Source organism: Pseudarthrobacter enclensis (assembly GCF_030811655.1).
GTDB classification, from domain to species: domain Bacteria; phylum Actinomycetota; class Actinomycetes; order Actinomycetales; family Micrococcaceae; genus Arthrobacter; species Arthrobacter enclensis_A.
This window is the reverse complement of record NZ_JAUSRE010000007.1, coordinates 162,430-189,270: the sequence shown is the minus strand read 5'-3', so window position 1 is coordinate 189,270 and position 26,841 is coordinate 162,430. Positions and strand designations below refer to the sequence as shown.

Annotated in this window: 19 protein-coding genes; 5 read left to right on the top strand and 14 right to left on the bottom strand. The window is 63.2% G+C overall.

Annotation, left to right across the window (positions count from 1 at the left end):
• Nucleotide 1: 1 nt before the first annotated feature.
• From J2X98_RS09005 to J2X98_RS08990, 4 genes are all read right to left on the bottom strand, one after another.
• Nucleotides 2-871 (bottom strand): ABC transporter permease, encoded by an 870-nt coding sequence (locus tag J2X98_RS09005; protein WP_141942242.1) that lies wholly within the window; start codon nucleotides 869-871, stop codon nucleotides 2-4.
• Nucleotides 872-2,863, bottom strand: a complete 1,992-nt coding sequence (locus tag J2X98_RS09000) for a glycosyltransferase (protein ID WP_141942243.1) — start codon at nucleotides 2,861-2,863, stop codon at nucleotides 872-874. It lies immediately after the preceding gene.
• On the bottom strand, nucleotides 2,860-4,047 hold the full coding sequence (gene glf, locus J2X98_RS08995) for a UDP-galactopyranose mutase (protein WP_141942245.1): 1,188 nt from the start codon (nucleotides 4,045-4,047) through the stop codon (nucleotides 2,860-2,862). The genes J2X98_RS09000 and glf overlap by 4 nt, the downstream gene beginning before the upstream one ends.
• Before the next feature lie 123 nt (nucleotides 4,048-4,170).
• A complete protein-coding gene (locus J2X98_RS08990) occupies nucleotides 4,171-4,434 on the bottom strand; it encodes a hypothetical protein (RefSeq protein WP_307306802.1) in 264 nt (87 codons plus the stop codon).
• A 221-nt stretch (nucleotides 4,435-4,655) separates the two neighbouring features.
• Between J2X98_RS08990 and J2X98_RS08985 the strand changes: the two genes are divergently transcribed.
• Nucleotides 4,656-8,756 (top strand): FtsK/SpoIIIE domain-containing protein, encoded by a 4,101-nt coding sequence (locus tag J2X98_RS08985; protein WP_307306800.1) that lies wholly within the window; start codon nucleotides 4,656-4,658, stop codon nucleotides 8,754-8,756.
• A gap of 52 nt (nucleotides 8,757-8,808) precedes the next feature.
• Here J2X98_RS08985 and J2X98_RS08980 read toward each other — a convergent pair whose 3' ends face one another.
• A complete protein-coding gene (locus J2X98_RS08980) occupies nucleotides 8,809-9,201 on the bottom strand; it encodes a hypothetical protein (protein WP_307306867.1) in 393 nt (130 codons plus the stop codon).
• Nucleotides 9,202-9,526: 325 nt separating this feature from the next.
• Between J2X98_RS08980 and J2X98_RS08975 the strand changes: the two genes are divergently transcribed.
• A complete protein-coding gene (locus J2X98_RS08975; protein WP_003804966.1) occupies nucleotides 9,527-9,775 on the top strand; it encodes a WhiB family transcriptional regulator in 249 nt (82 codons plus the stop codon).
• A 127-nt stretch (nucleotides 9,776-9,902) separates the two neighbouring features.
• Here J2X98_RS08975 and J2X98_RS08970 read toward each other — a convergent pair whose 3' ends face one another.
• The 4 genes from J2X98_RS08970 to J2X98_RS08955 are packed head-to-tail and all read right to left on the bottom strand — an operon-like array spanning nucleotide 9,903 to nucleotide 18,249.
• Nucleotides 9,903-11,369: a sensor histidine kinase gene (locus J2X98_RS08970; RefSeq protein ID WP_141942249.1), complete on the bottom strand. Its 1,467-nt coding sequence runs from the start codon at nucleotides 11,367-11,369 to the stop codon at nucleotides 9,903-9,905.
• Nucleotides 11,370-11,396: 27 nt separating this feature from the next.
• On the bottom strand, nucleotides 11,397-16,250 hold the full coding sequence (locus J2X98_RS08965) for an NAD-glutamate dehydrogenase (protein ID WP_307306796.1): 4,854 nt from the start codon (nucleotides 16,248-16,250) through the stop codon (nucleotides 11,397-11,399).
• Between the two features lie 56 nt (nucleotides 16,251-16,306).
• Nucleotides 16,307-17,611, bottom strand: a complete 1,305-nt coding sequence (locus J2X98_RS08960; protein ID WP_307306793.1) for an AAA family ATPase — start codon at nucleotides 17,609-17,611, stop codon at nucleotides 16,307-16,309.
• Nucleotides 17,608-18,249 (bottom strand): hypothetical protein, encoded by a 642-nt coding sequence (locus tag J2X98_RS08955; RefSeq protein ID WP_307306790.1) that lies wholly within the window; start codon nucleotides 18,247-18,249, stop codon nucleotides 17,608-17,610. The genes J2X98_RS08960 and J2X98_RS08955 overlap by 4 nt, the downstream gene beginning before the upstream one ends.
• 152 nt (nucleotides 18,250-18,401) lie before the next feature.
• On the opposite strand from J2X98_RS08955, the gene J2X98_RS08950 reads away from it, so the two are divergent.
• Complete coding sequence (locus tag J2X98_RS08950) at nucleotides 18,402-18,617, top strand: helix-turn-helix domain-containing protein (protein WP_141942257.1); 216 nt, start codon at nucleotides 18,402-18,404, stop codon at nucleotides 18,615-18,617.
• A 45-nt stretch (nucleotides 18,618-18,662) separates the two neighbouring features.
• Here the strand turns inward: J2X98_RS08950 and J2X98_RS08945 are convergent, their stop codons facing one another.
• On the bottom strand, nucleotides 18,663-19,223 hold the full coding sequence (locus tag J2X98_RS08945; protein WP_307306783.1) for a hypothetical protein: 561 nt from the start codon (nucleotides 19,221-19,223) through the stop codon (nucleotides 18,663-18,665).
• 140 nt (nucleotides 19,224-19,363) lie between these two features.
• Here J2X98_RS08945 and J2X98_RS08940 point away from each other — a divergent pair, with 140 nt between their 5' ends.
• A complete protein-coding gene (locus tag J2X98_RS08940) occupies nucleotides 19,364-20,236 on the top strand; it encodes a LysM peptidoglycan-binding domain-containing protein (RefSeq protein ID WP_307306780.1) in 873 nt (290 codons plus the stop codon).
• Nucleotides 20,237-20,285: 49 nt separating this feature from the next.
• Nucleotides 20,286-20,783 (top strand): Rv3235 family protein, encoded by a 498-nt coding sequence (locus J2X98_RS08935; protein ID WP_307306776.1) that lies wholly within the window; start codon nucleotides 20,286-20,288, stop codon nucleotides 20,781-20,783.
• 128 nt (nucleotides 20,784-20,911) lie between these two features.
• On the opposite strand, the gene secA is transcribed toward J2X98_RS08935, so the two are convergent.
• The 4 genes from secA to J2X98_RS08915 all read right to left on the bottom strand — a co-directional run bounded on the left by secA (nucleotide 20,912) and on the right by J2X98_RS08915 (nucleotide 26,755).
• Complete coding sequence (secA, locus tag J2X98_RS08930) at nucleotides 20,912-23,653, bottom strand: preprotein translocase subunit SecA (protein WP_307306773.1); 2,742 nt, start codon at nucleotides 23,651-23,653, stop codon at nucleotides 20,912-20,914.
• Nucleotides 23,654-23,752: 99 nt separating this feature from the next.
• A complete protein-coding gene (locus J2X98_RS08925; RefSeq protein WP_307306770.1) occupies nucleotides 23,753-24,964 on the bottom strand; it encodes a winged helix-turn-helix domain-containing protein in 1,212 nt (403 codons plus the stop codon).
• A gap of 30 nt (nucleotides 24,965-24,994) precedes the next feature.
• Nucleotides 24,995-25,720 carry a ribosome hibernation-promoting factor, HPF/YfiA family gene (gene hpf, locus J2X98_RS08920; protein ID WP_141942267.1) on the bottom strand — a complete coding sequence of 242 codons (726 nt, stop codon included), beginning with the start codon at nucleotides 25,718-25,720 and terminating at the stop codon, nucleotides 24,995-24,997.
• Between the two features lie 144 nt (nucleotides 25,721-25,864).
• A complete protein-coding gene (locus J2X98_RS08915; RefSeq protein WP_307306766.1) occupies nucleotides 25,865-26,755 on the bottom strand; it encodes a ComF family protein in 891 nt (296 codons plus the stop codon).
• Nucleotides 26,756-26,841: the final 86 nt, after the last annotated feature.

Here is a 26,841-nt window from a genome sequence, read left to right as displayed (position 1 = left end):
TTCAGAGCTCCTGGGCAAAATGTACGGAGAGCCGGCGGAACGTCAACTGCCCAAGGAAAAGCACCACAAGGGTCACGACCATAGACACCGGCAGCCAGACGGTAAACAGGTTGGGCGGAATTGTGCCGGTAACAACCTGGTCGGCTTTGAGCGTGGGCTCCCAAAAAGCCCAATGGAATACTTCGACGGCAGTTGTCATGGGGTTCAGCTGGTAGAGCCAGTACCATGGGCCCATTGCGCGTTGCACCATGGACCAGACGTACAACACCGGTGACGCCCAGGTGACCACCATGACGATCATGTCGACGATGTTCTCAGAGTCGCGGAAGTACACGTTGACGGCCCCGAACATCAGTCCGAGCCCTGTGGCCAGCACCGAAACCATGATGAAGATCAGGACAACTGCAGCCAGCTGCAGCACCGACGGAGCCCAGCCCACCAGGAGACACGCGCCAATCAGAACGATCATTTGTGGCAGGAAGTGGGCTGCAGAGACCCAAACGGTGGCTACAGGGAAAAGCTCCCTCGGCAGATAGATCTTCCTGATCAGGTCCCGGTTGTCGACGATGGACCGCGTCGAGTTGGACAGGGCTTCGGTGAAGAAATTCACGAGGACTATTCCGGCGAACAGGTAGATCGCGTAATTGGGCGTTCCGTGCTCAAGGTTAAGGAAGATGCCAAGCGCGATGAAGTAGATCAAGAACTGCATGAGCGGCTTTACGTATGACCACAGCAACCCGAGCACAGATCCGCGGTAGCGGATCTTGATCTCCTTGCGCACCAGCAACTTCAGGAGGAAGCGGTCACCGTATACATCGAGCAGGCCGCGTCCGCTCCCGGGCCGGACGAATCCGTCAACTTTCCCGGCCATCTAGTTTCCGTTCCTGCCATCGAGCCCAAAGGTCTTCTTCCAGGCTGCGAGGGATGTGATTTCAGGGACCGCCGCCCGGTACTGCTCACCCAACTTGTCCCAATCGCGGAACAGCCGCAAATGCAACCGGCTGGCTTCAGCCAGCATGGACTTGAGTTTCTTTGGATCCCGTTTGTACCAGGACGCACCGGTACCCTCAGCATTGGACACGATCACGCTGTCGTAATGGGCAAGCCTGAACCAGCGATTGTCCCGGTGCGCCAGGAAACCCTGGGGACGCTCAGCACTCTCGGGTGCGGGGTTCTTGACCAACTGCCGCGACACGGTCTTTATCCCCCACTGCACCAGGTCCTTCTTGGCCGGCATGCCGATAGGGGCTCCGCTTACAGGGCCCCGGCCCAACTTGGGCGCCGGGAAATCGTCGACGTTTTCCTTGAGCTGGGCGTCTGAGTACTGGTCTTTCAGCGCGTTGATTTCCGGCAGCTTCGAGGCCAAAACCTTGTGGAGTTCCGCCGGTCCCTTGAAGATGTCCTGGAGCGCTTCAAGCCTGCCGTGCTGGGTGAAGTACTGCATGGACACGAGGTGCTTCACGTCGGCCTGTACTGATTCACGCAGAACGCGGCCGCCCTTAGGGTACGGACTGTGGATCAGGGTGGTGATCAGCCGGTTGCGTTCGTGGAAGTAAGCCTGCCAGCCGACCATGTCGTCTTTGTCCGCCCAGGAAACGTGCCACACGGCAGCGCCAGGAAGGGAGACGGTTGGATATCCTGCTTCCTTGGCGCGCAGGCCGTATTCGGCGTCATCCCATTTGATGAAGAGCGGCAGCGAGAGACCGATTTCCTTGATGACCTTTGTGGGGATCAGGCACATCCACCAGCCGTTGTAATCAACGTCCACCCGGCGGTGCAGCCATGCCGTCTGCCGGAGATTGGCGACCCCGAAGTCGTGTCGAAGCTCCATGTCCGCGTGCGGCTGCGCCGGCACGATCCGGAACGGATCCACGACCTCACCAAAGGTGTGCAGCACGCTGCGATTGTACAAATCGAACATATGGCCGCCGATGATGGCGGGGGTGCGGCACCGATCGGCGAAGATCAGCATGCGGCCAATGCTCTCGGGCTCCATGACGATGTCGTCGTCAAGGAGCAGGACGTAGTCGCTGCCGTTCTCAACCGACTCGTACATGCCCCGGGCGAAACCGCCTGAACCGCCGAGGTTCGGTTGGTTGATGATGCGCAGCTTGCCGCCCAAGGACTTTTCGACCTCAGCGAACCCGTCCTGCTCCTCCACCTTCTGGGTGCCCTGATCCACGATCAGGACTTCCTTGACGTTTGCGAGAGCCTCCGGATTGTCCGCCAGGATCCGGGCATTATTCAGGCAGAAATCAGGCTTGTTCATGGTGGTTATTTCCAGCGTCACCTGTCCGCTGGCGCGAGGAACCTCAAAGGTCTCCCACATGCCGCTTTTTAGGACCAGATCCGTGGAACTTGCCGCAAGATCGAACCAGTACCAACCACCGTCGCCAAAGGGTTTGAGCGAGAGTTCGAAAACAGAGGTTGCGTCCCCATCCACATGCCGCCCATCTACCCGCTGAACGGAGCCACGGGCGTTCGACTTATAGACGGTAACGGCGCCGGTCCCGGACGTCTCGACCACGAGGCGGATGTCCCGCACTGAGGTCCAACGCCGCCAATAGCTGGCCGGAAAGGCGTTGAAGTACGTCCCAAAGGAAATTTGCTCACCGGACCGGACACGCATGGACTGCCTCGAAAGCAGATCTTCGAAACGCGCCGGGCGACTGCCCGAGCTGAACATCTGCAGCTTCTCTTCAGGCAACTTGGGCGTGCGGGCGAGTTCGTCGTTTTCCCGCAGACGAATACCGCTGGCAGGCCCTGCATCGACGTATAGCGGGATGGTGTCTGTTTGGTCGGCGGACGGGAGGATCACTCTCTGAAGAGCGCTCCATGAGGATGACTCTTCAGGTGTCGTCATGCGTCCACGCCTCCGCTTTCCAGCTTGACGCCGCTTTCGAAGTGCGGCCGGATCTTGTTGTCAAACATGCTCAGCGCAGAACCGATGGCCATGTGCATGTCAAGGTACTTGTAGGTGCCCAGCCGGCCACCGAACAGGACGTCCTTTTCAGCCGCGGCAAGGTCGCGGTACTTGAGGAGGCGCTCCCTGTCAGCTGAGGTGTTGACCGGGTAGTAGGGTTCGTCACCCTTCTCCGCGAAACGGGAAAACTCGCGCATAATCACCGTTTTTTCGGTCTGGTAATCGCGCTCCGGGTGGAAGTGGCGGGGTTCGATGACGCGGGTGTAGGGAACGTCGGCATCGTTGTAGTTCACTACGGAGGTGCCTTGGAAGTCACCCACCTCAAGCACTTCTTCTTCAAAGTCGATAGTGCGCCAGGAGAGGTCACCCTCGGCGTAGTCAAAGTACCGGTCAACCGGGCCGGTGTAGACCACGGGGATGTTGCCCACAACCTTGTTCTTGCTGTATTCGTGGGACTCATCGAAGAAATCGGTATTGAGCCTTACTTCGATGTTGGGGTGCTCGGCCATCTTTTCGATCCACGCCGTGTAGCCGTTGGTCGGCAGGCCTTCGTACTTGTCGTTGAAGTACCGGTTGTCGTAGTTGTAGCGCACGGGCAGCCGCGAAATGATGCCCGCCGGCAGGTCCTTGGGATCCGTTTGCCACTGCTTGCCCGTGTAGTGCTTGATGAACGCCTCATAGAGGGGGCGGCCAATGAGCTGGATGCCCTTGTCGTTCAGGTTCTGGGGGTCCGTGCCGGCCAGTTCACCAGCCTGCTCCTGGATGAGCTCCTTCGCCTGGCCAGGAGTGAGGTTTGCCCGGAAGAACTGGTTGATGGTTGCCAGGTTGATGGGCAGGGAGTACACCTCGCCCTTGTGGACGCCGTAGACCTTGTGCACGTAGTCGGTGAAGGTGGTGAACCTGTTGACGTACTCCCACACGCGCTCATTCGACGTGTGGAAAAGGTGGGCGCCGTACCGGTGGATTTCAATCCCGGTCTGCTCTTCCTTTTCGCTGTACGCGTTCCCGCCGATGTGGTGGCGGCGGTCGATGACGACGACCTTCAAGCCGAGCTCGGTGGCGGCCTGTTCTGCGATTGTCAGGCCAAAAAAGCCGGACCCTACGATGACGAGGTCAGCGGTCACAAAATCTCCTGGTTCGAATGCGGGCAGCGCCATGGTGCGCATTGTCTGCTGCTCTAGCCTACCCGAGGGACTGCAGGACCAGTCGAATCGGCATCCGCGCGTGAGCCCCACCACAGGCGGCTGTCATACTGCGCGCAGCTTCCCTTCGTTTTCGATGTAGACCTCCCCGAGGACGGGGCAAACCCAGTGTCCGCACTCCTCCTGGAGGGACCGCCCCGCTTTGCCGACCCAGCCGATCCGGCGGGCCGGCACCCCTGCAACGAGGGCAAAATCAGGCACGTTCCTTGTCACGACGGCACCTGCAGCGACCATGGCCCACGCGCCGATGGTCACTGGCGCTACGCAGACGGAGCGGGCCCCAGCCGAGGCTCCTTGCCGGGTGGTCACGCAGACCTAATTCCAGTCTTCCTCCGTTTTCAGTCCCGCAGATGGGCCGCCTCCCTGATCTAGGCGATATTCCACACCTTGCTGCCTGCCCCTATCCGCGCCTGGGCATCAACTTCCAGGCACCCCACCCGGCAGCTTTATCCACATAGCTCCCGAAGCGACTGGGGCCAGCCTGGCACCCTGGCTAGCGTGTGGGTACCTACACGAAGGATCCGCAGCCAATGACTCTCAATTGCACGCTGGTTGGTGGCCCGGCTTCACCGCGTGTCGGGCCACCTTTGGAACTGTCCATCGATGCACCACCTGGCACTGAGGGCTCCGCGATTCACGAGCAGTTGGTGCGGAAGTTCGGCGCGGGCACTGTCACCGTGGGCGGGAAGGATCTTTGCGGCCTCGTCGTGGGAGTTGCACCGCTTGTGGAGGCGGCAATACTTGTCGACGGCGGTTCTGCGCCTTTGAGGCCGCGTCGTCAGCCAGGTGGGGGTTCTGGGAGTTATCTGGTCCTGACCATCGACAGCGGAGCAGCAGCGGGAACAGCAGTACCCTTGCGTCGCGGCAGCTACACCATTGGTCGCAGCGGCACTTCGATTGCCATTCCGGACCCGGAGCTGTCCCGTGAACACGCCCGTCTGGTTGTCGGAGAGACCGACATCGTGTTGATCGACCTGGAAAGCGCCAATGGCACGTTTGTTAACGGTGAAAGGATCCGGAGCGCGGAAGTCTCCACCGCATCGAGGATCAGGTGCGGGGAGTCCAACTTTTCACTGACGTTTTCAGACCTGCCCGGGCAGGTCCTTGCAGAAGCCGGAAGGTCCGTGGCGGAGCCAATTGTGGTGTCCGGCCGAATCGACACGCCAAACCGTGCGGTGTTCCTTGTGACAGCGGTTCTGCCGCTGGCGATTGGGGTGCTGTTGGCTGTTTTCACAGGAATGTGGATGTTCCTTGCCTTTTCCGCTGCTTCTGCGGTCTCACTCGTAGTGCCTGCGCTTGGCAATCACCGCCAGAGGCGGGCTTTGTCTGCAGCGGTGCGGGCCGCTGTCGAAGAAGACAAAACCCGCCGACGGCGGTGCGGCCCTCCCCTGTCCATGGTGGCCTTGGCAGCACACCAAAGGAAAGAGACGCCAGCCAAGGGCTCCGAGGGCGGCGGCGTTTGGCTGCGCCTGGGCGAGGCAGAACAAGCACCCAACATCCGGATTGAACCGGCACCCAATCCCAGCGCAATTCCGCCGGCAGGACACCTTCCTGTCCTGCTCGACCCGGGCCGCCCTCTCACCACACTGTCCGGCTCCCGGGCCGCCACCGACGGGGTCCTCCGTTGCCTTCTCATGCAACTTGCGGGATATCCGCAGGCCGCAGGTACCCACGTCGTCATCCACGGAAAGCCCGGAAGCCTGCCTCTCACTGCCCGCTATCTTCCGGGAGTAACGCTCACTGCGACTATCGACGCAGCGCTCTGCGCAGTGCAGAGCAGCCGTCCTCCAGGTTGGGGGCACGCGGTCCTGCTGATCAGGGGGGAAGCCCTTGCAGCGGAGGCGGATGGTGTAATCCGCGACGCCGGAGTTCGGCACGGCTGGCAGGTCCTCCATTTCCTTCAGGACCTGGGCAAAGACCCGTCGTCCGATGTTCATCTATCTGGGGGCACTCCGGCCGTGATGCTCAACGGTGGGGCGACCGCATTCGTACCCGACCTGGTGCCCGAGGAAGTGTTCGCCGCTTACTGCCGGCGCCTGGCCGGCGGCCACCCTCCAGACAAGGAGCAGGTCAACTCCGTTCCCGCTGCCTGCAGCCTGGCTGAAGTCCTGCCCTTAGCAGCTGGCCCCACCGCTGAACGGTGGGAGGCCAATGAACTGTCCGATGGACTTGTTGTACCCCTGGGCCTGGGTGCATCTGGACCGAAGCTACTGGATCTTCAGGCAGACGGACCCCATCTCCTGGTTGCAGGCACCACCGGCTCAGGAAAATCGGAATTGCTCCGGAGCCTCACCCTGGCACTCGCATTGAGCTATCCGCCGGAGCGGGTCAATTTCTTCTTCATCGATTTCAAAGGCGGTTCAGGATTGGGCCCACTAAGTGGCCTTGTCCATTGCGTGGGGGTTCAGACAGACCTTTCAGCCGCCGATATGGATCGAACGCTGACGTCCCTTCGCGCTGAGGTGCGACTTCGGGAGATGCGCCTTTCGGCCGCCCGTGTTCCGGACATCTCCGCGTACCGCCTTACAGCGGCGGCCAAGGAGTTTGTCCTCCCCAATCTGGTAATCGTCATCGACGAGTTTCGGATGCTGGTCGACGATGCGCCCGAAGTGCTCCGCGAACTGCTGCGGATAGCTGCAACAGGGCGCTCGCTGGGCATTCACCTGGTGATGGCAACCCAAAGGCCGCAGGGCGCACTCACGGCGGACATCCGCGCGAACGTCACATCCAGCATCGCTCTTCGTGTGCAGTCCGACATGGAGTCGGTGGACATCATCCACTCCAAAGAAGCTGCAGCCATCGGTGTTGATGCTCCCGGCCGCGCGTTTCTTGCCCGCGGCACCGAGCCGGCCGAGGAATTCCAAGGGGCATCCCTGGCTTCCATCCCTGGGGGCCGAGATAGCGCCGTGACGGTGCACCGGACAACTGATTACCTCTGCAGGGAGACTGACCGGACGGGTGGTCCAGCTTCTGCGCTTACTCCCGTTCAGGCGGCGGAGCCGCTGGCAACCATGGTGCGGAGCCTCTGCTCTGCACAAGAGAGGCAAAGCCCGAGAAGACCCGTCGCACCTCCCTTGCCGGAAGAACTGGGGGAACCTGCTTCGGATGGTCCAGGCCCAGCGCCGGCTCACGGCGGCTCATCCCGGGGAGTACAGATGGAACCGCGTGCCGGCCAGGTTCGGCTCGGCTTGATGGATCTGCCTGCCATGCAACAGGTGGAACCCCTGGCGTGGGGGCCTGCCCATCACGGCCATGCAGCGTTCATCGGCAGTGCTGCCTCCGGGGCCGAAGCTGCTTTGGAATTAACGGTGCACCAAGTAATAAACGGCGCCGCCGAAGCGCATTTCTATTTCCTGGATGCCCCGGGGAGCCTTCTGCCGCTTGCGGGGGCACCCGGAACGGGCGCCCACGCCGGACTGCACGACCTCCGCCGGGGGGTACGAATCCTGGAGCGGCTTGTCCGTGAACTTGGGGAGCGGCTGGCCAGCCCCGCCTCCGGTCGCATACCGCTAATCCTCGCAATCACCGGTTGGGGGTCCTGGGTGTCGGCTTTCCGTTCGGGACCGCTGGCCTGGGCGGAGGATCTGGTTCAGGACCTCGTCCGTGACGGCGCCCGGGCCGGGATCACGCTGTTGCTCTCGGGCGAACGGGAACTTGTGACTGCCAGGTTCTTTGGCACCCTTCCCAACCGCTTCTATTTTCCAGCCGGCTCCAGCGAGGAGAGCCGTGCCCTCTGGCCCCGGATGCCTGCCGTCCCTGCGGTTGCGGGGCGGGCGGTAGCCTTCGGCCCCGTTGCCGGGGGCGGTCCTGCCACCAGTCAGTTCTACCGCAGCCCTGCCATGAAGCTTTCCGGCAGAAGCCGTACCGGTTACCGTGCTGCCTCATCGCCTCCTTTCCGGGTGGAACCCCTTCCCGTAAAGATCGCAGCACGCGAGGTGGTGGCGCTGGCCAACCCCGCCCTGCCACCGGCAGGACCCGGGTCCTCCCTCCCGTGGCCGGAAAAGACTGCCGGCCGGGACAGCTCATTATGGTGGCAGGGAGCAACCAGAGGAGGGCAGCGGGATGTCACTTTTGGAGTTGCCGGCGATGAGCCCGCTCCGGCATCCTTCCGAATGCCTGGCGGTGGACTCTTTGCTGTTCTTGGCAATGCGGGCAGCGGCAGGAGCAATACGCTGCGCGCGTTGAAGGCACTCAACCCAACAAAGGTCTGGCATGCCTGCCCCTCACCGTCCGGGCCTGCCGGACAGACAGACGCTGCCGGCGACTTCCTGAAACACCTGCTGATCCAGGCGGAGGCAGGAGCGCGTCCCCGTGAGGGCATACTGCTTGTTGACGATGTCGACCTGCTTGCCCCGCCTGCACTGCGGGACCTGGAGCGGCTAAATGCCCTGGGGTGTTCCGTGGTGGTTTCCGCCGCGTACAGCCCGGTGCTTCTCCAGCGCGTTCCGCTCATCATGGATGCCCGTCTGGCAGGCGCCGGCCTCTTGTTGGCGCCGCGTTCAACCGCGGACGGCGACCTGTTTGGGATCCGGTTTGAAACTGAGCCAAATCCCCCGCCCGGACGTGGCGTGTTAATCTCCGGTGGCCGTTCCTGCCCCGTCCAGGTGGCATGGGCCGGAGCGGACGGTTGATGCCGTTTCCGCGGGTTTTGGCGCTCGCCCGGTTCAGCTCAGGGGAAGCAGGTCAGAGGGCCGGTGGAGGGCTGCCCGTGCGGGACGCGTAGTTGATCACCTTGGTGGAAAACAGCAGGATGATGGCGATAACCGCGGGAACCACCATGGCGATTCCGGGCAGAAGACGGCCACTGCTCAAGGCGGGCACTCCGATGGTCAGCGCGAACAACTGGGCCACGAGCGCGGCCGCCCTGGTCCATCTGTAACCGCGGTAGAGGAAGACGCCAACCGCAAACAACCAGGCGGAGAAAGCCAGGAGCAGACCCAGCGTGAAGACGGCGCCCCAGAAAGAAAGGACCGGACTTCCGCTAAGCAACTCGTAGGCATACCAGCCGGCCGCGGCCAGCAGGGCCGTTGCCTCCGCAACTGCAACAAAGGCAACTACCTTCGCCCCGCCCGGGATAGGCCCAGGCCTTCCATCGTCCCGACGAGCGCGGCCGCCGCGGGGGTCTTCGGGAGACGGGGAGGCGGCTGCTGGGTCTATGGGGGGTCTTGACACACTCGCACCATACCGGACATAGTCGGACACTGGTGAGGGCCGGAGCCGCGACTGTGATGCATCGCTCAGGTTTCGAAGGATATCGTGCGTTCCTACCCCTTGTTTACACAGCGTTAACATGACAGGCTTGATGCAGATGACCAAGGGGGCCCAGAGGGCCCTTTTCCTTTGTAGCCACTAGTGAATAATTTCACAAAGGCACTTCCCAGAAATGGAGCAACTGATCAGCATGGATTGGCGTAACCGCGCAGCGTGCCTCGACAAGGACCCGGAACTGTTCTTTCCAGTCGGAAATACAGGACCTGCCCTCCTGCAGATCGAGGAAGCCAAGAGCGTCTGCCGCCGGTGCCCTGTCGTGGACACCTGCCTTCAGTGGGCACTCGAGTCAGGCCAGGACGCCGGCGTCTGGGGCGGCATGAGCGAAGACGAACGCCGCGCCCTCAAGCGTCGTGCAGCCCGCGCACGCCGCGCCTCCTAGGACACCTAGGCGGGCAGGGCGGCTGCATCGACGGCAATAGCTTAACGACTGAGGCCCCGGGATAATCCAGATCTGGATTGTCCCGGGGCCTCAGTCGTTTTGCCAGTAGTTGCCAGGGGCTGCCGGTTTATTTGCGTGCGAGGCTGAGCCGGATTTTTACTTCGGTGCCACCGCCCTCGCGGCGCTGCCAGCTGATGGTCCCGCCCAGTTCGCTTGTCACCAATGTCCTCACGATCTGAAGCCCCAGCCCCTCGACGTGCGGTGTCTCCGGAAGTCCCACGCCGTCGTCGGCGATGGTAACTGTCAGCTCTTCGCCGTCGTCCCCGTCCGACCGGTCGGCAACCAGCCACACTGTTCCTGCCCTGCCCTCCAGGCCGTGCTCAACGGCGTTGGTCACCAACTCGTTGATGACCAACGCGAGAGGAGTGGCAAGGTCACTGGGAAGCTCACCGAAGGTGCCGGAACGCTCCGTTCGGACCTGCTGGGAGGGGGATGCCACCTCAGCTGACAGACGGAACTGCCGTCCGATCAGTTCGTCGAAATCCACGCTTTGCGTCAGTCCCTGTGACAACGTCTCGTGGACGAGTGCAATGGTGGCGACACGGCGCATCGCCTGCTCCAGGCCCTGCTTTGCCTCATCGCTCACCATGCGCCGGGACTGCATCCGCAAAAGAGCTGCGACCGTCTGCAGGTTGTTTTTGACCCGGTGGTGGATCTCCCGGATAGTGGCGTCCTTGGTGACCAGCTCCATCTCACGCCGGCGCAGTTCAGAGACGTCGCGGCACAGCACGAGTGCGCCGAACCGTTGCTGCTCATCCCGGAGCGGAATGGCCCGCAGCGACAGGCTGACCCCTCGTGACTCGATCTCGCTGCGCCACGGCATGCGGCCCGTGACCACCAGCGGCAGGGTTTCATCGACCATGCGGCGGTCCTTCAGCAGGCCGGCGGTGACTTCGGCGAGGGAGCGTCCTTCCAGCGATTCACCGTCCCCCAACCGGCGGAAGGCTGAAACACCGTTGGGACTGGCGTACTGCACCACGCCGTCGGCGTCGAGCCTGATCAGCCCGTCCCCCACGCGGGGAGCGCCACGGCGCGAACCCGTGGGCGAGGCAAAGTCCGGCCACAGCCCCAGTGTGCCCATCCGCAGGAGGTCGTAGGCACACTGGCGGTAGGTCAGCTCCAGCCGTGAGGGCATCCGCGAACTGGACAAATCCATGTGGGTGGTGACCACCGCCAGGGTCCGCCCGTTGCGCACCATGGGGACGGCCTCCACACGGAGCGCCATTTCACTGTTCCAGTTCGTCTCGCTGGAGCGCTCGATGGTCTTGCTGTTCCACGCCTTGTCCACCAGCGGCTGAAGATCCGAACGGATCCCCTCGCCCACGAAGTCACTGTGGAACGCAGTGTGGGTGGTGGAAGGGCGCACATGCGCCAGGGCAATGTACCCAAGCTCGGGGTGGGGGAACCAAAGCGCCAGGTCGGCAAACGCCAGGTCCGCGACCATCTGCCAGTCCCCCACCAGGAGGTGCAGCCATTCGGCATCGCCCGGCCCGAAATCAGCATGTTCCCTGATGGGGTCCGTAAAGATTGCCACTGCACCTCCATTTGCGACGCCGTCTTGCTAGCGTCGGACGATTGACCTCAAGAGCCTCAATGCTACCGACAGTGAGGCCATGTCGTCGGCCTCGAGCGCGTTCACCTCGTCGAACATGCTCTTGGCCCTGCCCAACTGCTCGGCGTTCTGCGCCTCCCAGTCCTTAAGCCGCGCCTCTGGTTCCCCGCCTCCAGGCGTGGCGTCCAGCACCGCGGTCGTCATGTCGGACACCGTGGAATACAGATCATCCCGCAGGGCAGCCCGCGCCAGGGCCTGCCACCGGTCCTGCCTGGGCAGGCTGCTGATCCGCTCCAGCAGCGAGTCCGCGTGGAACCGGTTGAAGACGGTGTAGTAAACGGCGGCGATGTCCTCCACCCGGTCCTCCCGGGACCGGGCGATCCTGGCGATGTCCAGGAGCACGAAGCTCTCGAAGAGCTCCGCCCAACGCAGGGCCAGGTTTTCGGGAAGTTCCCATTCACGGCCCTTCGCCAGCCATGCTGCCACCCGTTCCCGGTCGTCCCCGCGCAAGTAGTCCAGCAACCGGGCGCGCATCGGGTCCATCAGCGGCTTGAACTCCGCGATGACGTCGGCAATGGGCCGCGAAACGCTTTCCTGGCTGAGCAGCCACCGGACGGCGCGGTCGAGGAGTCGGCGGATATCCAGGTGGACGGTGCTCCAGTGTTCCGTGGGGAACGAAGCCGGCAGGCTGTTGAGCTCCGCCACCATCGAATCCAGCTCGTACACCTCGCGCAGCGCCACAAAGGCCTTTGCGACGGCCACTTCGCTGGCCGATGTCTCCTCCATGACCCGGAATGCGAAAGTGATGCCGCCGAGGTTGATCATGTCATTGGCAACCACCGTGGCGATGATCTCGCGGCGCAGCGGGTGGGTGTCCAGTTCCGCGTCGAAGCGTTGGCGCAGTTGGTGCGGGAAGTACGCACGGAGGGTCCCCCGGAACCAGGGGTCGTCCGCGAGATCGCTGTCCCGCAGGGCCGAGGCCAGTTCGATCTTGGCGTAGGCGGCCAGCACCGACAGCTCCGGGGACGTCAGGCCCTGCCCCTGCTGGAGGCGTTCCCGCAAGGTCTCCGTGGTGGGCAGCGCTTCAAGGTCCCGCTTCAGGTCGGCGCTCTTTTCGAGCCAGTCCATGAGCCGCTCGTAGCTGGGGCTCCACTCCGCCACCCGCGTGCGGTCGTTCAGGAGCAGGATGTTCTGGTCGATGTTGTCCTCCAGGACCAGCCTGGCCACTTCGTCCGTCATGGAGGCGAGGAAGTCGGCACGCTCCCCCGCCGGCAGCTTCCCTGCAGCCACCATGCGGTCAACGAAGATCTTGATGTTGACTTCGTGGTCAGAGCAGTCCACGCCGGCCGAGTTGTCGATCGCATCGCTGTTGAGGATGACACCCTGCAGCGCTGCTTCGATGCGGCCGCGCTGCGTCATGCCCAGGTTTCCGCCTTCGCCCACCACCTTGACCCGCAGGTCCCGGCCATTGACCCGGATCGCATCGTTGGCTTTGTCACCGACCGATGCGTTCGATTCGGAGCCGGCCTTCACATAAGTTCCGATCCCGCCGTTGTAGAGCAAATCTGCAGGGGCCAGCAGGATGGCACGCAGCAGCTCCGGTGGGCTGAGCTCTGTGGTGGCCGCCGGGAGCCCAAGCGCGGCCCGCACCTGGGTGGAAACCGGGATGGACTTCGACTGCCGGGCGAACACGCCGCCGCCCTCGCTGATAAGGGACTTGTCATAGTCGTCCCAGGAAGATCTGGGGAGGTTAAAGAGCCTCTGCCGCTCCGCGAACGAAGATTCCTCATCCGGATTGGGGTCGAGGAAGATGTGCCTGTGGTCGAATGCCGCCAGCAGGCGGATATGCCGGGACAAAAGCATCCCGTTGCCGAACACGTCCCCGGACATGTCTCCCACGCCGACCACGGTGAAAGGCTCGGTCTGGGTATCCAGGTCGAGTTCACTAAAGTGCCGCTTCACTGATTCCCAGGCACCCCGGGCGGTGATGCCCATGGCCTTGTGGTCGTAGCCGACTGAACCGCCGGATGCGAAGGCATCGCCCAGCCAGAACCCGTACTCAGCAGAAAGGCCGTTTGCGATGTCCGAGAAAGTAGCCGTGCCCTTATCCGCCGCAACCACAAGGTAGGAATCGTCGTCGTCGTGCCTGACAACGTTCGACGGCGGCACGAGCCGTTCGCGGTCGCCTTCCGTGAGCAGATTGTCGGTGAGGTCCAGCAACCCCCGGATGAAGGTCTTGTAGCTTTCGACGCCTTCCGCCATCCAGGCAGCGCGGTCCGTCGAGGGATCCGGAAGCTGTTTGGCGAAGAATCCGCCCTTGGCGCCGGTGGGCACGATGACCGCATTCTTCACTGTCTGTGCCTTCACCAGGCCGAGGACCTCGGTGCGGAAATCCTCCCGCCGGTCGGACCAGCGGAGGCCCCCCCGGGCCACCTTGCCGAACCGCAGGTGCACGCCTTCCACCCGCGGGGAGTAAACCCAGATTTCGAACATGGGCCGCGGGAACGGCAGCCCTTCGATCTGCGCCGGATCCAGCTTGAAGCTCAGGTGGGGCTTGTCCTGGTAGAAGTTGGTGCGGAGGGTGGCCTCAATGAGGTTGGCGAAGGTGCGCAGCACGCGGTCGGCGTCGAGCGTTGCAACCTTCTCGATCGAAGCCGCCAGCTTCTCCCTCACGGACGCCTGAGCTTCGGCTCGTTCCTCGTCTCTGACGGATGGGTCAAAGCGGGCAGCGAATAGTGCGCTAAGCCCCCTGGTGACGTCCGGGTTGGCCAGCAGCGTGTCCGCCATGAAGCCGAAAGAGCTGCTGTTGCCCATCTGCCGCATGTACCGGGCGTAGGCCCGGAGCACTGTTATCTGCCGCCAGTGCAGGCCCTCACGCAGCACCAGCCTGTCGAAACTGTCCGACTCCGCGGCTCCCGTGACGGCTGCGCCAAACGAATCAGCAAGTAGCCCACCGGTTGATACCGGGTCAACTCCGGCCGGGTATTTCAGGCCGAGGTCGTAAAGGAAGAAGTCGCGGCGGTCCGCTGTTTCGATCTCGAAAGGACGCTCATCCAGGACCTCAAGGCCGAGATTGTGGAAATAGGGCAGGATCTGGCTCAGGCTCTTGGGTTCCAGCATGTAGAGCTTGACCCGGGCGTCCTCCTCAAGGGTGGCGCCTGCACCTTCAGGAAGGTACACGTGGACACCGGGCCGGTCCTGTATCGCCCCGCTGTCCCGTTCGTCGGCGGCACCGTACTTTTCAAAACGGGCAATGTCTTCGAGCGCGTCCTCTACTTCGTAGTCCACGCGGTAGCTGGCCGGGAAGGCCTCGGCCCAGATGGCAGCCAGTTGCTTGGCTTCAGCAGGGTCCCGTCCCTCGCGAAGGACTTCGGCGATACCTTCACTCCAGGACCTGGCCGCCCGGACCAGCCGCTTCTCCAGCTCATCGGTGTTGACGTGGCTGACGTCGGCATCTTTTGGCAGGCGAATGCGGAAAAACAGGCGCGCGAGCGCTGATTCCGTCATCCTCGCTTCGTAGTCGATCGAGACCGCCTGGAACGTTTCCCTCAGTTCCTGCTCAATGCGGAGCCGGACGTTCGTGGTATAGCGGTCCCTGGGCAGGTAGACCACGGCCGACATGAACCGTCCATAGATGTCGGGCCTCAGGAACAGCCGGGTACGCCGCCGTTCCTGCAGCTTCTGGATCCCAAGCGCGGTTGCGGCGAGGTCGGGAACCTCGATCTGGAACAGCTCATCACGGGGGTAGGTCTCCAAAATTCCCAGCAGGTCCTTGCCGGAGTGCGAGTCCGGCGGGAAGCCCGCGTTCTGCAGCACGGCGTCCACTTTCTCGCGGACAATGGGAATGTCCCGCACGGAACCCGCATAGGCACTGGTGGCGAACAGTCCGATAAAGCGGCGTTCACCGTTGACGTTGCCTGCGGCGTCAAAGCTTTTGATGCCGATGTAGTCCAGGTAGGCCGAGCGGTGGACTGTGGACCGTGAATTGGCCTTGGTGATGACCAGCGCACGCTTTTCCCGGGCCTTTTTGCGGCCCGTATCGGTGAGATGCTGGATGTGCGGGGAGTCGGCGGCGGCGCGGAGAAGCCCCAGGCCACTGTCCTCACGGAGTTCCAGGACGTCCTCGCCATCCACGTTGAGCAGGTCGTATTCACGGTAACCAAGGAATGTAAAGTTCCCCTCGTCGAGCCACCGGAGAAGGTCCTTGGCCTGCCGCAGTTCCGCAATCTGCCCGGAATTGGCCACCCGGTCCAGGCTTTCGGCGATCTCCAGCGCTTTTTGGCGCATCTTGGGCCAGTCCTCCACCGCGGCGCGGACGTCGTGGAGCACGCGGGTCAAACCTTCGAGCAGTGATGCCTTGGTCTCATCCGGGACGCGCTGGATCTCGACGGCGATCCAAGACTCCATGTGCGAGGCGTTTTCGCCCTGCGCAATCAGGTGGGAAAGGCTGGGCATCGCGGCTGTGTCCCCACTGGAGATCCCCAGGTGCGCCGGAACCCTGTTGACCTTGACCAGTTCACCGGTTTCCCGGTTCCGGGCGGCCACGAAAAGGGGGTGGACCACAAGCTTGATTGCCGCGTGCTGCCGGACAAGCTCGGCGTTCACCGAGTCGACAAGGAACGGCATGTCGTCAGTCACGACGAAAATGACGCTGCTGTCCTCTTCATCAACGATCGAGACCTTCGCCTGTCCCGGCTGCCGGAGAGACGCCAGACGGCGGTGCTCCAGCGCGCGGGCCTCGAGGACATCCCGAGGGTAGCTTCGGGCATCCTCCTCGGCCAGGTGCTGGTAGTAGTCCCCCATGAAGCCCTCGAGGCCTTCAATTGACAGGGGCTGGTCCTCCACGCTGGATCCAGACGACATTCGACAACGCCTCCATATGAGTTATCCGCCGCACCATTGCAGCTCTTATGGCGAGCCTATCCGTTTGATCTCCGCCGTGGTGTGGAAGAAAATACAGAGGATTTGCGTTTTCGCTGGGCGGGTGCACATACGAGCGCGCGGATGGCGTGCCGCAGCACCGACTCGGGGGCGGCTTCCAACAGCAGAGACCCTGCCAAGAGGGCGGCGTCGGCGGCACTGGGGTCATGGGGCAGAAACGATTTGAGCCCAAAAGCCGGCCCGTACCTTTCCCAGGCGTCCCGCAGTTGGCGCTCAGGTGCCCGACCAACCGAAGAGGAACGCACCTTGTTCATGACCACAATGGGGGACGCCTGCGGGACGGCAGCCTCCAGCTCGGCGAGAGCACGGACCATCCTGGGTACACCCACGGGGTCTGCCGCACCCACGGCGTAGACCGTGTCGGCAAGCTCCAACGGACGCAGGGTGGCGGCATTTCGCCGCGGCGCCATCGTGTCAAAGCTGAGTTCCTCATCCGCTTCCAGGCAGAAGCCTGTGTCCACCACCACAACGTCGGCAATCTGCCGGGCCCGCTCAAGGACAATCGCCAGAGCCGCAGCGCGGAGCTCGGTCCACCGGTCAGCCCGGGTAATTCCGGTCAGGACCCGGAATGTGCCGGATGCTGTGGCTACGGTGGCTGCCACCCTTCGGAGTGCATCCGCATCCAGCTGGCCCTGGTCAGCGAGCCGGCACGCCTGGGCGAGCCCCGCTGACTCGTCAAGCAGACCCAGCACCGCCGCTACGCTTGCGCCGTAGGTGTCGGCATCTACCAGCAGGACGTCGCTGCCGTCAGCCGCCAATTCCCCGGCGATGTTCACGGCAACCGTGGTCCTTCCCGGGGACCCCGCGGGCCCCCAGACGGCGATGAGCCTTCCGGTCCCCTGCCCCTCCGGGTCGGGTTGTGGTTCGACGGTCTCGCATACCAGCGCAACGCCGGTGTCAGCAGGCGTGCTGCGAATGGCCGGACGGACCGAACCGGCCAGCTGCGCGACGGCGTCGGAAATCCGGTCCGAAAGTTCCGTGGAGGCGACACCCGTCAGCGCCGACGCGACACCGATCTTGCGAAGCCTTTCGGCTTCCTCTGCGTTATCTGTCAGTGCGATGATTGCCACGCCAACAGCTCCGAGCCGGTCCACCAGGGAAGCAGTCAACGCCTCGGTTCCCTCCGCTACCACTGCAGCCCGTGCAAGTCCGCTCTGGCAGGCTGCCAAAAGTTCGGGAAGCTCGTTGCATCTTCTGACGACCGTGACCGGGCCATGCAGCCTTTCAAGACCGCCCACCAGATCCTCACGGCTTTGACCTACGGTAACGACGGGAATACTCACCGGCCGCCGCCCGGATTCCAGACAACCGATATTTTGGCCTCATTTGCCTGGGCGCCGAGCAACGCCGGCATCTGCTTGTCCTCCACCAGGACCATCAGAACGGTAGTTTTCGACGAGCCGAGCGCCGTGGACCCGGTGGTGATCTCTGCGATCTCAGCTCCGGGGAGGATGAGCTTCGGCTCACTGAAGCCGTTCCTGGCGTCCGGCTGCGCCACCCAGACATCCACCCGGGCGCCGGCCACTGCCTGGGACGGCAACGTCTGCTCAACACTCAGGGCAACGGGCTTCCGGTCCAGCCGGTCGGCCGCACCGAGGCTTGCCCTTGGAACCAGCTGGTCCTTTCCAATCCTCTGCATGGCGACGACGTCCTGGGGAAGGCCCGACTCCACGGTGATGTAATGCTGTTCCGTGTCGCCGAGCCGGACCTTGGCGCGGACCACGTTCTCTGGCGTCAGTCGTTCGCCCACAGCAATACCGTCGCGTGCCGCGTAGACCTCCGTGGTCCGGTCTGCGTTGTTGACCAGCGAGATGACGCCGGCAATGGACACCAGGACCAGGAGAACGCCCACCAACAGCCGCGGGTCCTTCCACGATGGCCGCCTCAGCCGTGGTGCAGTGGCTCTTGAATCAGGAACCATACCGTTCTCCCCCTGGGTACGCCGGACCAGTCCGGTCTGGCCGGACTCCTCATTCTCACCGCAAGGCACCTGGAACAAAAGTCATTTTCCAAAATGCCGCCAAACTGTGGATAACAGCCGCAAAGTCTGCCACTTGATGGCAAAATGGGTTCATGCCAAGGTTTCTCACGCTCGCGGACGTCGCTGAGCAACTCCAGATCAACTCCCCTGCGGCGTACGCCTTGGTACGCAGCGGCGAGCTGAAAGCCATCCAGGTGGGTGGCAGGGGGCAATGGCGCGTTGAGGAGAAAATGCTCGAGCAGTACATCGAGGAGCGCTATGCCGAGGCCAGCCGCATGATTCAGCAATCGCGTTCCAAGTCCGGTTAGCGGGACCGGCTTACAAGGCACGATACCCGCGGCCTTCAAGAGCTATCAGCTGGAGCGGGACCTAATCATGGCCAGGGCGGCGAAAGGAATCGCCGAAACCTGGCTCACGCTGTTCCTCCGGCGGTCTTCCCCTGGAATCACCGATGCGAGGTCAATATAGTCCTTCCCCACACGGTCTATGACACCGGCCAGACGCACCGGCCCCCCGCTTCCCGCTGTTGTGACTGAGATCTCTGCCCTGTCCCGGGCGAGGCACCTCAGCGAGTGGGCCAGCCCAATGGCACGGCGCACCCGAGAATCTTCCTGAAGGGTATATCTGCCGAGGCCCACATACCGCGCGGCGGCAGCGTAGGGAATAAGCACTTGGTGCGGCCCCTCGTCAAGGACCAGCGCATCAGCGCCCGCATGCGTAAGTTCCCCGTGAGCCGACTCTCCACAGAGGAGATGGACGGCGATCCGGAAACCGACAGCCGCACGCAGCCTGTCTTCGAGCGACAGACCCACCATCTCTGCCCTGGCCCGCTCGTTGATTTCGCTGTCGAGCGCCAGCCGGTCGGCCTCCGCGAACTGGCCTTCCATGTCATGAAAGAGAGCATCCCAGCGCATCCGGCCAGCGTAGGGCGGCTTGCCCTGCACGTCAACGCGCCAAGACTTTTTCAGTCCAACGTATGGACAAATCCTCCTGGTTCGAACCAAAATGCTGCTATCAACATCAAACGGTATTAAATTGCATCAAAGGAGAAGACGTGGCGCGTTCGACGGCAGGAAAAGGACCTGATATCGCGATGGCGCTGGCCCTTCTGATGCTCGGCCTTGTGCTGTGCACACTCGGAGCCGGCCTGCTCGCTCAATGGCAGGACTCCGCTGCCCGTCACCAGGACACGTCAGCGGATGTCCTCCTCGCAGCGGCAGCCGCGGCCGCCGGCATCGGCATCCTCCTTTGGTGGACGGTTTCGGTCCTCGGTGCAGGAGCAGCTGTTGTGCTCGATCACCTGGGACGGCGGCAGGCCGCGGCGGCTGCGCGCAGGTTCTCTCCCGCATTCATGCAGCGGGCTGTAGTTGCTGCACTCTCTATCCAGCTGGTGACAGGCGTGGCGGCGAATGCCTCGGCCACGGCACCAGGGCCGCAGTGGATGCCAACGCATGCGCAATCGCTCCCAGCTTCCGTCACCTCTCCACCGGCCCCAGTCACGCCGTCCCCCACAGTGGACGACAACCTGACCGCTGCTGCAGTACCAACACCGTCGGAGCCGACCCAGGAAGCGTTAACAAGCCCTGCAGCCGCAGGGCCGGTGATGAAGCTGGGCGGCCAATTGTCCATATCCGCAGTCGATCCCGGTTGGCAGCCTGCTCCTCCGTTGGTGGAGCAGGGACTGTTGGCGGGACCTGAAAGCAGAAGCCTTCCCGCGACTGGCACGGGAGGCAAGGCGCAGTTTGTGACTGTGTTGGCCGGCGACACTCTGTGGGACATCGTGGCCTGCTACCTCGGACCAGAGGCCTCGGACGTGGATATCGCACTGGAATGGCCGCGATGGTACGCCGCGAACCGCGCGCTGATCGGCGGTAGCCCGGATGTCCTGCTTCCCGGCCAAGTTCTTCAGGCGCCCGAAGGTTCATAGCCGGTCTCGATCCAGGCCATCCATCTACCAATCAACCCAGGGGGAAACAATGACCGCAGTTACACCTGTCCGTACCGTTCCGGGGCCGGCCAACACCACTCAAGACGGCAGAAGGGGCACCGCAGGGACGGGGACATCTCCGGCGAAGCCGGCAGGGCAGTCCCCCGCCCGGCATCCGTCGCTGAGGCCGGTAAGTGAGGTCACTGAGGTGCGGGCGATAGCGCGGGGCACGGTCCAGGCCTCCATGGAGGTCCTGGTGGGGATACGTCCCGCCCACCAGCTCGCACGGCGCCTCGACCCACAGTGCTTGGCATCGCTGCAGCACCGCGCCGCATTGATAAGGCGGGAAATCACCAGGACAGGCAATCCTGCGTTGGTCAGGCTCCACCGCAATTCGACAGTGCGCTCCGTGCGGGTGTGCGAAGTGGCCGAAGGGATTTACGAGGCAAGTGCCGTAGTGGTGGATGACGTGCGCGCCCGTGCCGTTGCGCTCCGGCTCGAGCGCACTAAGCAGGTGTGGCGGGTAGTCGAACTCGTCATCGGCTGACCCGCGGAAGATGGCGGGGGCAGCCGAAGGGACGAAAAGTACCGACAAGAGGGCAAAAGACAGGCAGGGACGCGTCCGTCCCTGCCTGTCTTTTGCCCGCCACGGAGCGGCAGCCTCCGGCTGCAGTCCTAGCGCTTCTTTTTCTTCGCCGGGCGTTTGGCGGCATCCTGGGCAGCTGCCTTGGCCGGGTTGCCTGAGCGTCCGCCCCCGGCCCGCGTCTCCACGCGGGTCTGGGTTTCGCCACTCTCGCTGGGAGCCGTGTACTGCAGTTGCGCGGGTTTCTCGGGCGCCTCAAGACCGGCGGCGTGAACCTGTGGGTCCACGTGCTCGGTGTGGCCGCCTGCAGCATCCGGCACCACTACGTCCTGGGCGGGAGTTACTTCCACCTCAAGGTTGAAGAGGAATCCGACGCTTTCCTCCCGGATCGCTTCCATCATGCTCTGGAACATGGCGAAACCTTCGCGCTGGTACTCCACCAAGGGATCGCGTTGGGCCATGGCGCGCAGCCCGATGCCCTCCTTGAGGTAATCCATCTCGTAAAGATGTTCCTGCCACTTACGTCCAATGACGGAAAGGACCACGCGGCGCTCAAGCTCCCGCATGCTCTCGGAACCAATTGCGTCCTCACGGGCCTGGTACTGCAGGCGGGCATCGGAGAGGATCTCTTCCTTCAGCAACTCCACAGTGACCCTGGATTTGCCTCCCGCCTCTTCGATAACGTCTTCGGCTGTAACGCTGACCGGGTAAAGCGTCTTAAGGTTCGTCCAAAGCTGGTGGAAGTCCCAGTCATCGCCGTTCCCTTCCGCGGTGGCCGCGTCGATAAGGGCAGTAATGGTGTCCTCCACGAAGAACTGCACCTTTTCGTGCAGGTCATCGCCCTCCAGGATGCGGCGCCGGTCACTGTAGATGGCTTCGCGCTGGCGGTTGAGGACGTCGTCGTACTTCAGCACATTCTTGCGCTGCTCGGCGTTGCGGCCCTCCACCTGTCCCTGGGCGGAGGCAATGGCCCGGGATACGAGTTTTGATTCCAGCGCCACGTCGTCCGGGACGGAGCTGTTCATCAGCCTTTCCGCCGCTCCGGAGTTGAAAAGCCGCATAAGGTCATCGGTCAGGGAGAGGTAAAACCTTGACTCGCCGGGGTCACCCTGGCGGCCGGAGCGGCCGCGGAGCTGGTTATCGATGCGGCGGGACTCGTGGCGCTCGGTGCCCAGGACGTAAAGACCCCCGAGGTCCAGGACTTCCTCGTGTTCATCCTTCACCGACTGCTTGGCTGCCTCGAGGGCGGCCGGCCACGCGGCTTCGTATTCGTCGGAGTTCTCTTCCGGGTCCAGCCCGCGCTTGGCCAGTTCGGCGACGGCCGTGAATTCGGCGTTGCCGCCCAGCATGATGTCGGTGCCGCGGCCGGCCATGTTCGTGGCCACGGTGACAGCGCCCTTCCGGCCGGCCTGCGCCACGATGGCAGCTTCCCGGGCATGGTTCTTGGCGTTCAGGACCTCGTGGCGGATGCCTTCCTTGGCGAGCAGTTTGGAGAGGTATTCGCTCTTCTCCACGCTGGTGGTGCCCACGAGGACGGGCTGGCCTTTTTCATGCCGTTCGGCGATGTCCCGCACCACGGCGTCGAACTTCACAACTTCGTTCTTGAAGACAAGGTCCGGCTGGTCGATCCGCTGCATGTCACGGTTGGTGGGGATGGCCACCACGCCCAGCTTGTAGGTGCTCATGAACTCGGCCGCCTCAGTCTCGGCGGTACCCGTCATGCCCGAAAGCTTGCTGTACATACGGAAGTAGTTCTGCAGGGTCACGGTAGCCAGGGTCTGGTTTTCCGCTTTGATCTCGACGCCTTCCTTGGCCTCGATCGCCTGGTGCATGCCTTCGTTGTAGCGCCGTCCGGCCAGGATGCGGCCGGTGTGCTCATCGACAATCAGGACCTCGCCGTCCAGGATGACGTAGTCCTTGTCCCGCTTGAAGAGTTCCTTGGCCTTGATGGCGTTATTGAGGAATCCGATCAGGGGGGTGTTTGCGGACTCGTAGAGGTTGGAGATGCCGAGGTAGTCCTCAACCTTTTCGATCCCGCTCTCCAGGACGCCCACGGTGCGCTTCTTCTCGTCCACCTCGTAGTCCTTCTCCGGCTCCAGCCGCAGGACCACTTTGGCGAATTCGCTGTACCAGCGGTTGGTGTCCCCCTGCGCCGGTCCGGAGATGATCAGCGGCGTGCGGGCTTCATCGATAAGGATGGAGTCAACTTCGTCGACAATGGCGAAGTTGTGGCCGCGCTGGACGAGTTCGGTCCGGTCCCAGGCCATGTTGTCGCGCAGATAGTCGAAACCGAACTCGTTGTTGGTGCCGTACGTGATGTCGGCGGCGTATTGCTGGCGCCGAACGGCCGAATCCTGGTTTGCGAGGATGACACCGCTGGTCAGGCCGAGGAAACGGTAAACCCGGCCCATGAGCTCGGACTGGTATTCGGCAAGGTAGTCATTGACCGTGACGACATGGACACCTTTGCCGGTGAGGGCGTTCAGGTAGGCGGGAGCGGTCGCCACCAGGGTCTTGCCTTCACCGGTTTTCATTTCGGCGATGTTGCCCAGGTGCAGGGCAGCGCCACCCATCAGCTGGACGTCGAAGTGGCGCATGCCAAGAGTCCGGGAGGACGCTTCGCGCACGGCGGCAAATGCCTCCGGCAGCAGGTCATCAAGTTTCTCGCCGTCCTGGTGGCGGGCACGCAGGCGGTCGGTTTCCTCACGAAGCTCCGCGTCCGTGAAAGTTTTGAACGAGTCTTCGAGGGCGTTGATGGAGTCGGCATAGTTTCTCAGCTGCCGGAGTGTTTTCTTGTCACCCGTGCGGAGAATTTTTTCGATAAGTGATGCCACGTGAAGATGCTCCCAGTCTGATGCCGCCGAATTCTGGCGTGTTCAGTCTACGGGAGAGACACGGAGGCGGAGCCCCTTTTCCCTGAGAGCGGATACTCCCTACAAACGTGCCACCTCATGCGCCAGCACCGCTGCGAGATCCCCTGCGTGGCCCACATCCACCCCGGGCAGTCCAAGCCATCGCGCCATCAGCTTCAGCTCGACGGCGAGTTCGACGGCGGTATCCGCCGGCGCATCCGGCTCGGCGAAGGCTGACCTGACCAGCAGCCGTCCCCCTGCCCGGTCCGCTTTGAGGTCCACCCTGGCCACGATCCTGTCACGCAGCAGAAAGGGCAGGACATAGTACCCAAAGCGCCGTTTGGGCTCCGGTGTGTAAATTTCGATCCGGTAGTGGAAGCTGAACAGTTCCCACAGCCGGCGGCGCTCAAAGACCAGGGAGTCGAACGGGCTTAGCAAGGCGCGTCCGGTGGCACGCCTCGGCAGTACCGCATCCGTGTGCCGGAAGAGCGTCCGGCCCCAGCCGGCGACCTCGACAGGTTCGAGACTTCCCTGCCTCACCAGGTGCTCAACGGCCAGTGCCGTTGCCTTGACCGGCGTCCGGAAATAGTCGGCGAAACAGCGGACGCTTCCGATCCCGTGCGCGCGGGCGGCAGCATCGGTCAACCGCTGGAGTGCTGCCGTGGGGTCCGCTTGCTCCCCGGGAAGGGCGTGGGCTGGAAGGACTTTCGAGGCCAGTGTGTACCTGCGTTCGAATTGCCCGGTCCTGGATGCGGCAGAGACCACTCCTTCTTCAAAGAGGTGTTCCAATACCCGTTTCACGGCGTTCCAGTTCCATCCCCAGTTGGCCACTTGTTTATCCTCGACGTGGCCAATGCGTGCGGTGAGTTCTGAAGCGGTCAGGGGCCGGGAACGGGCGAGGACCGCCAGGATCCTGTCCGCCACATCCTCCCGGAGTCCGGGGTCCAGCCGGGAGGCGCCCACCCACGGTCTCTTCTGCCACGGAAGCAGGTCCTGGTAGTGCTCCGGCCGGATATAGCTCGCTTCGTGCGCCCAGTACTCAAGCATGCGGCGCGGGTGGCTGGCGGACATGCGGTGCAGGATGTCGCGATCGTAGTCGCCCAAACGTGAGTAGAAGGGCAGGAAATGGCTGCGGACTAAAACGTTGACGGAATCGATCTGGACGAGTTGAAGACGGGCAAAAGTACGGCCCACCGTCCGTGCAGTGACGGGGCCGGTGGGCCGTTCTTTATGGAGTCCCTGCGCCGCCAGCGCGATCCGCCGTGCCTGGTCAAGGCTCAGCATTGCCGGCATTCAGACCTCTCTGGCGGTGGCTGGTCAACTCTAAGCGTTGGCGGGAGCGTCATCGGAGCGGTAGGCCAAGACCTTTTCCTCCACGACGGTGTCTCCCGGCTCACATTCGTGGTCCAGGGTGATGACTCCGTAGGTCCAGCCGCGGCGACGGTACACCACCGACGGCGTGTTGGTTGCCTTGTCCATGAAGAGATAGAAGTCGTGGCCGACGAGTTCCATGTTGTCCACAGCATCGTCGAGTGTCATGGAAGCAGCGGGAAAAACCTTACGGCGGATCAGCACCGGCGAGTTACCGGCCGGGATGTCATTTTCGACGTCGTAAGGGGACTTTTCCTCCGGCGGCTGCCCGGTTTCACTCCACCGGTTGGCCTCAAGGTACAGCGGCTCGTGGGCGCTGGCTGGTTCAAGGGAAGCGGTTGCTTCGCGGACAGCCTTTGGGGTGTGGCGGCCGTGGTGGACCTTCTTGCGGTCCTTGGCCCGCCTGAGCCGCTCAAGCAGTTTGTTGTAGGCGAGGTCAAAGGCGGCAAACTTGTCTGCGGCGCTCGCTTCGGCACGGATTACGGGACCACGGCCCAGGACGGTAACCTCAACGGTCAACTGGTCGCCGGTTTGCCGCGTATTGGTCTCCTTGGAAACTTTTGCGTCCACCCGCTGGATCTTGTCACCCAGGGATTCGATTTTCGCGATCTTTTCCCCGGCGTACTCGCGGAACCGGTCTGAAACCGTCAGATTTCGTCCGCTGATCATAAACTCCATGGTGCCCTCCAAATGACTTCGGTGACACGACGGCGGCGCTTCCTTGGGCCGGGCTGCCTGACAGTCGAGCCCCTCTCCGAGCCGCCATCGAAAGGTACATTCTGTTCTTGGTACCCACCTCAGACGTTAGTTCATAGCCACCCGTTATTCATCCTTTCCCGGTTTATTTTTTTCTGAGACGTGGTGGTCACCGCGCACTCCCGCGTCTGCGGCGTCACGGGCAGCGGCATCGGGCGGGCGTGTCGCCGCAAGCACGACGGCGCCCCTTACCAGGGCACCTTCGCGGTGAAGCGCACGGGCAGCTTCGCCAAGAGTCGCACCGGTGGTCAGGACATCGTCGATGATGAGGCAGGGCCGCCCTGCGACCTCTGTCCGGGCCCTCGGTTTGACCTTCATGGACCCCCGGACCCGCTGCGAGCGCGCTCCCCTCCCCAGGCCCTTTTGGCCGGCCGGCCCGTTGTGCCCGCCGGGCAGCCCATGACCGGAAACGGAAATCTTGCCCAGGGCATCCGCAACATTGAAACCCGGGAGCTGCCGCGCGGCCACCTTCAATAGCAGGTGGACAGGGCTGAAGCCCCTGCTGACGTAGGCCGCTGTGCTGGTGGGGACGGGGACCAGCAGGACTCCGTGACCCGCGGGAGCAGCCGACCTGACTGCTGAGGCCAATACACGGCCAAGGCTTGAGCCAAGCTGATGCTGTCCGTGCCGTTTGAAAGACAGCAGTGCCTGTGCCAGCTCGTCGCGGTACACACCCGCTGCCACCACGGGCAGCAGCACTGCCCCGGCAACGTCCATGAGGGCAGGAGCCCCGCTTTCTGCACGGAAAGGGTTCCTGGCCAGCTGGCGGATGCGGCTGGCGCAGGACGGGCAAAGCGTGCGGTCTTCCGCCCCGCAGCAGACGCAGTCCGCCGGGACCGCCAAGGCAAGGAGGTCGTCCGCGGCGCCGGCCAGCCACTCGAGAATGCGCAGGGATGCCGCCGTCTGTTCAGCCCGGTGCAGTGCCACGGGGGGTACCGGTGCAAGGTCTGGATCCACTAACGGATCCCTCGGTACCCGCCACCGGTGGAACCGCGTCTGCGCAATTTGGTCTTCATGGTCCCACTATCGAGCAGACGCCAGGC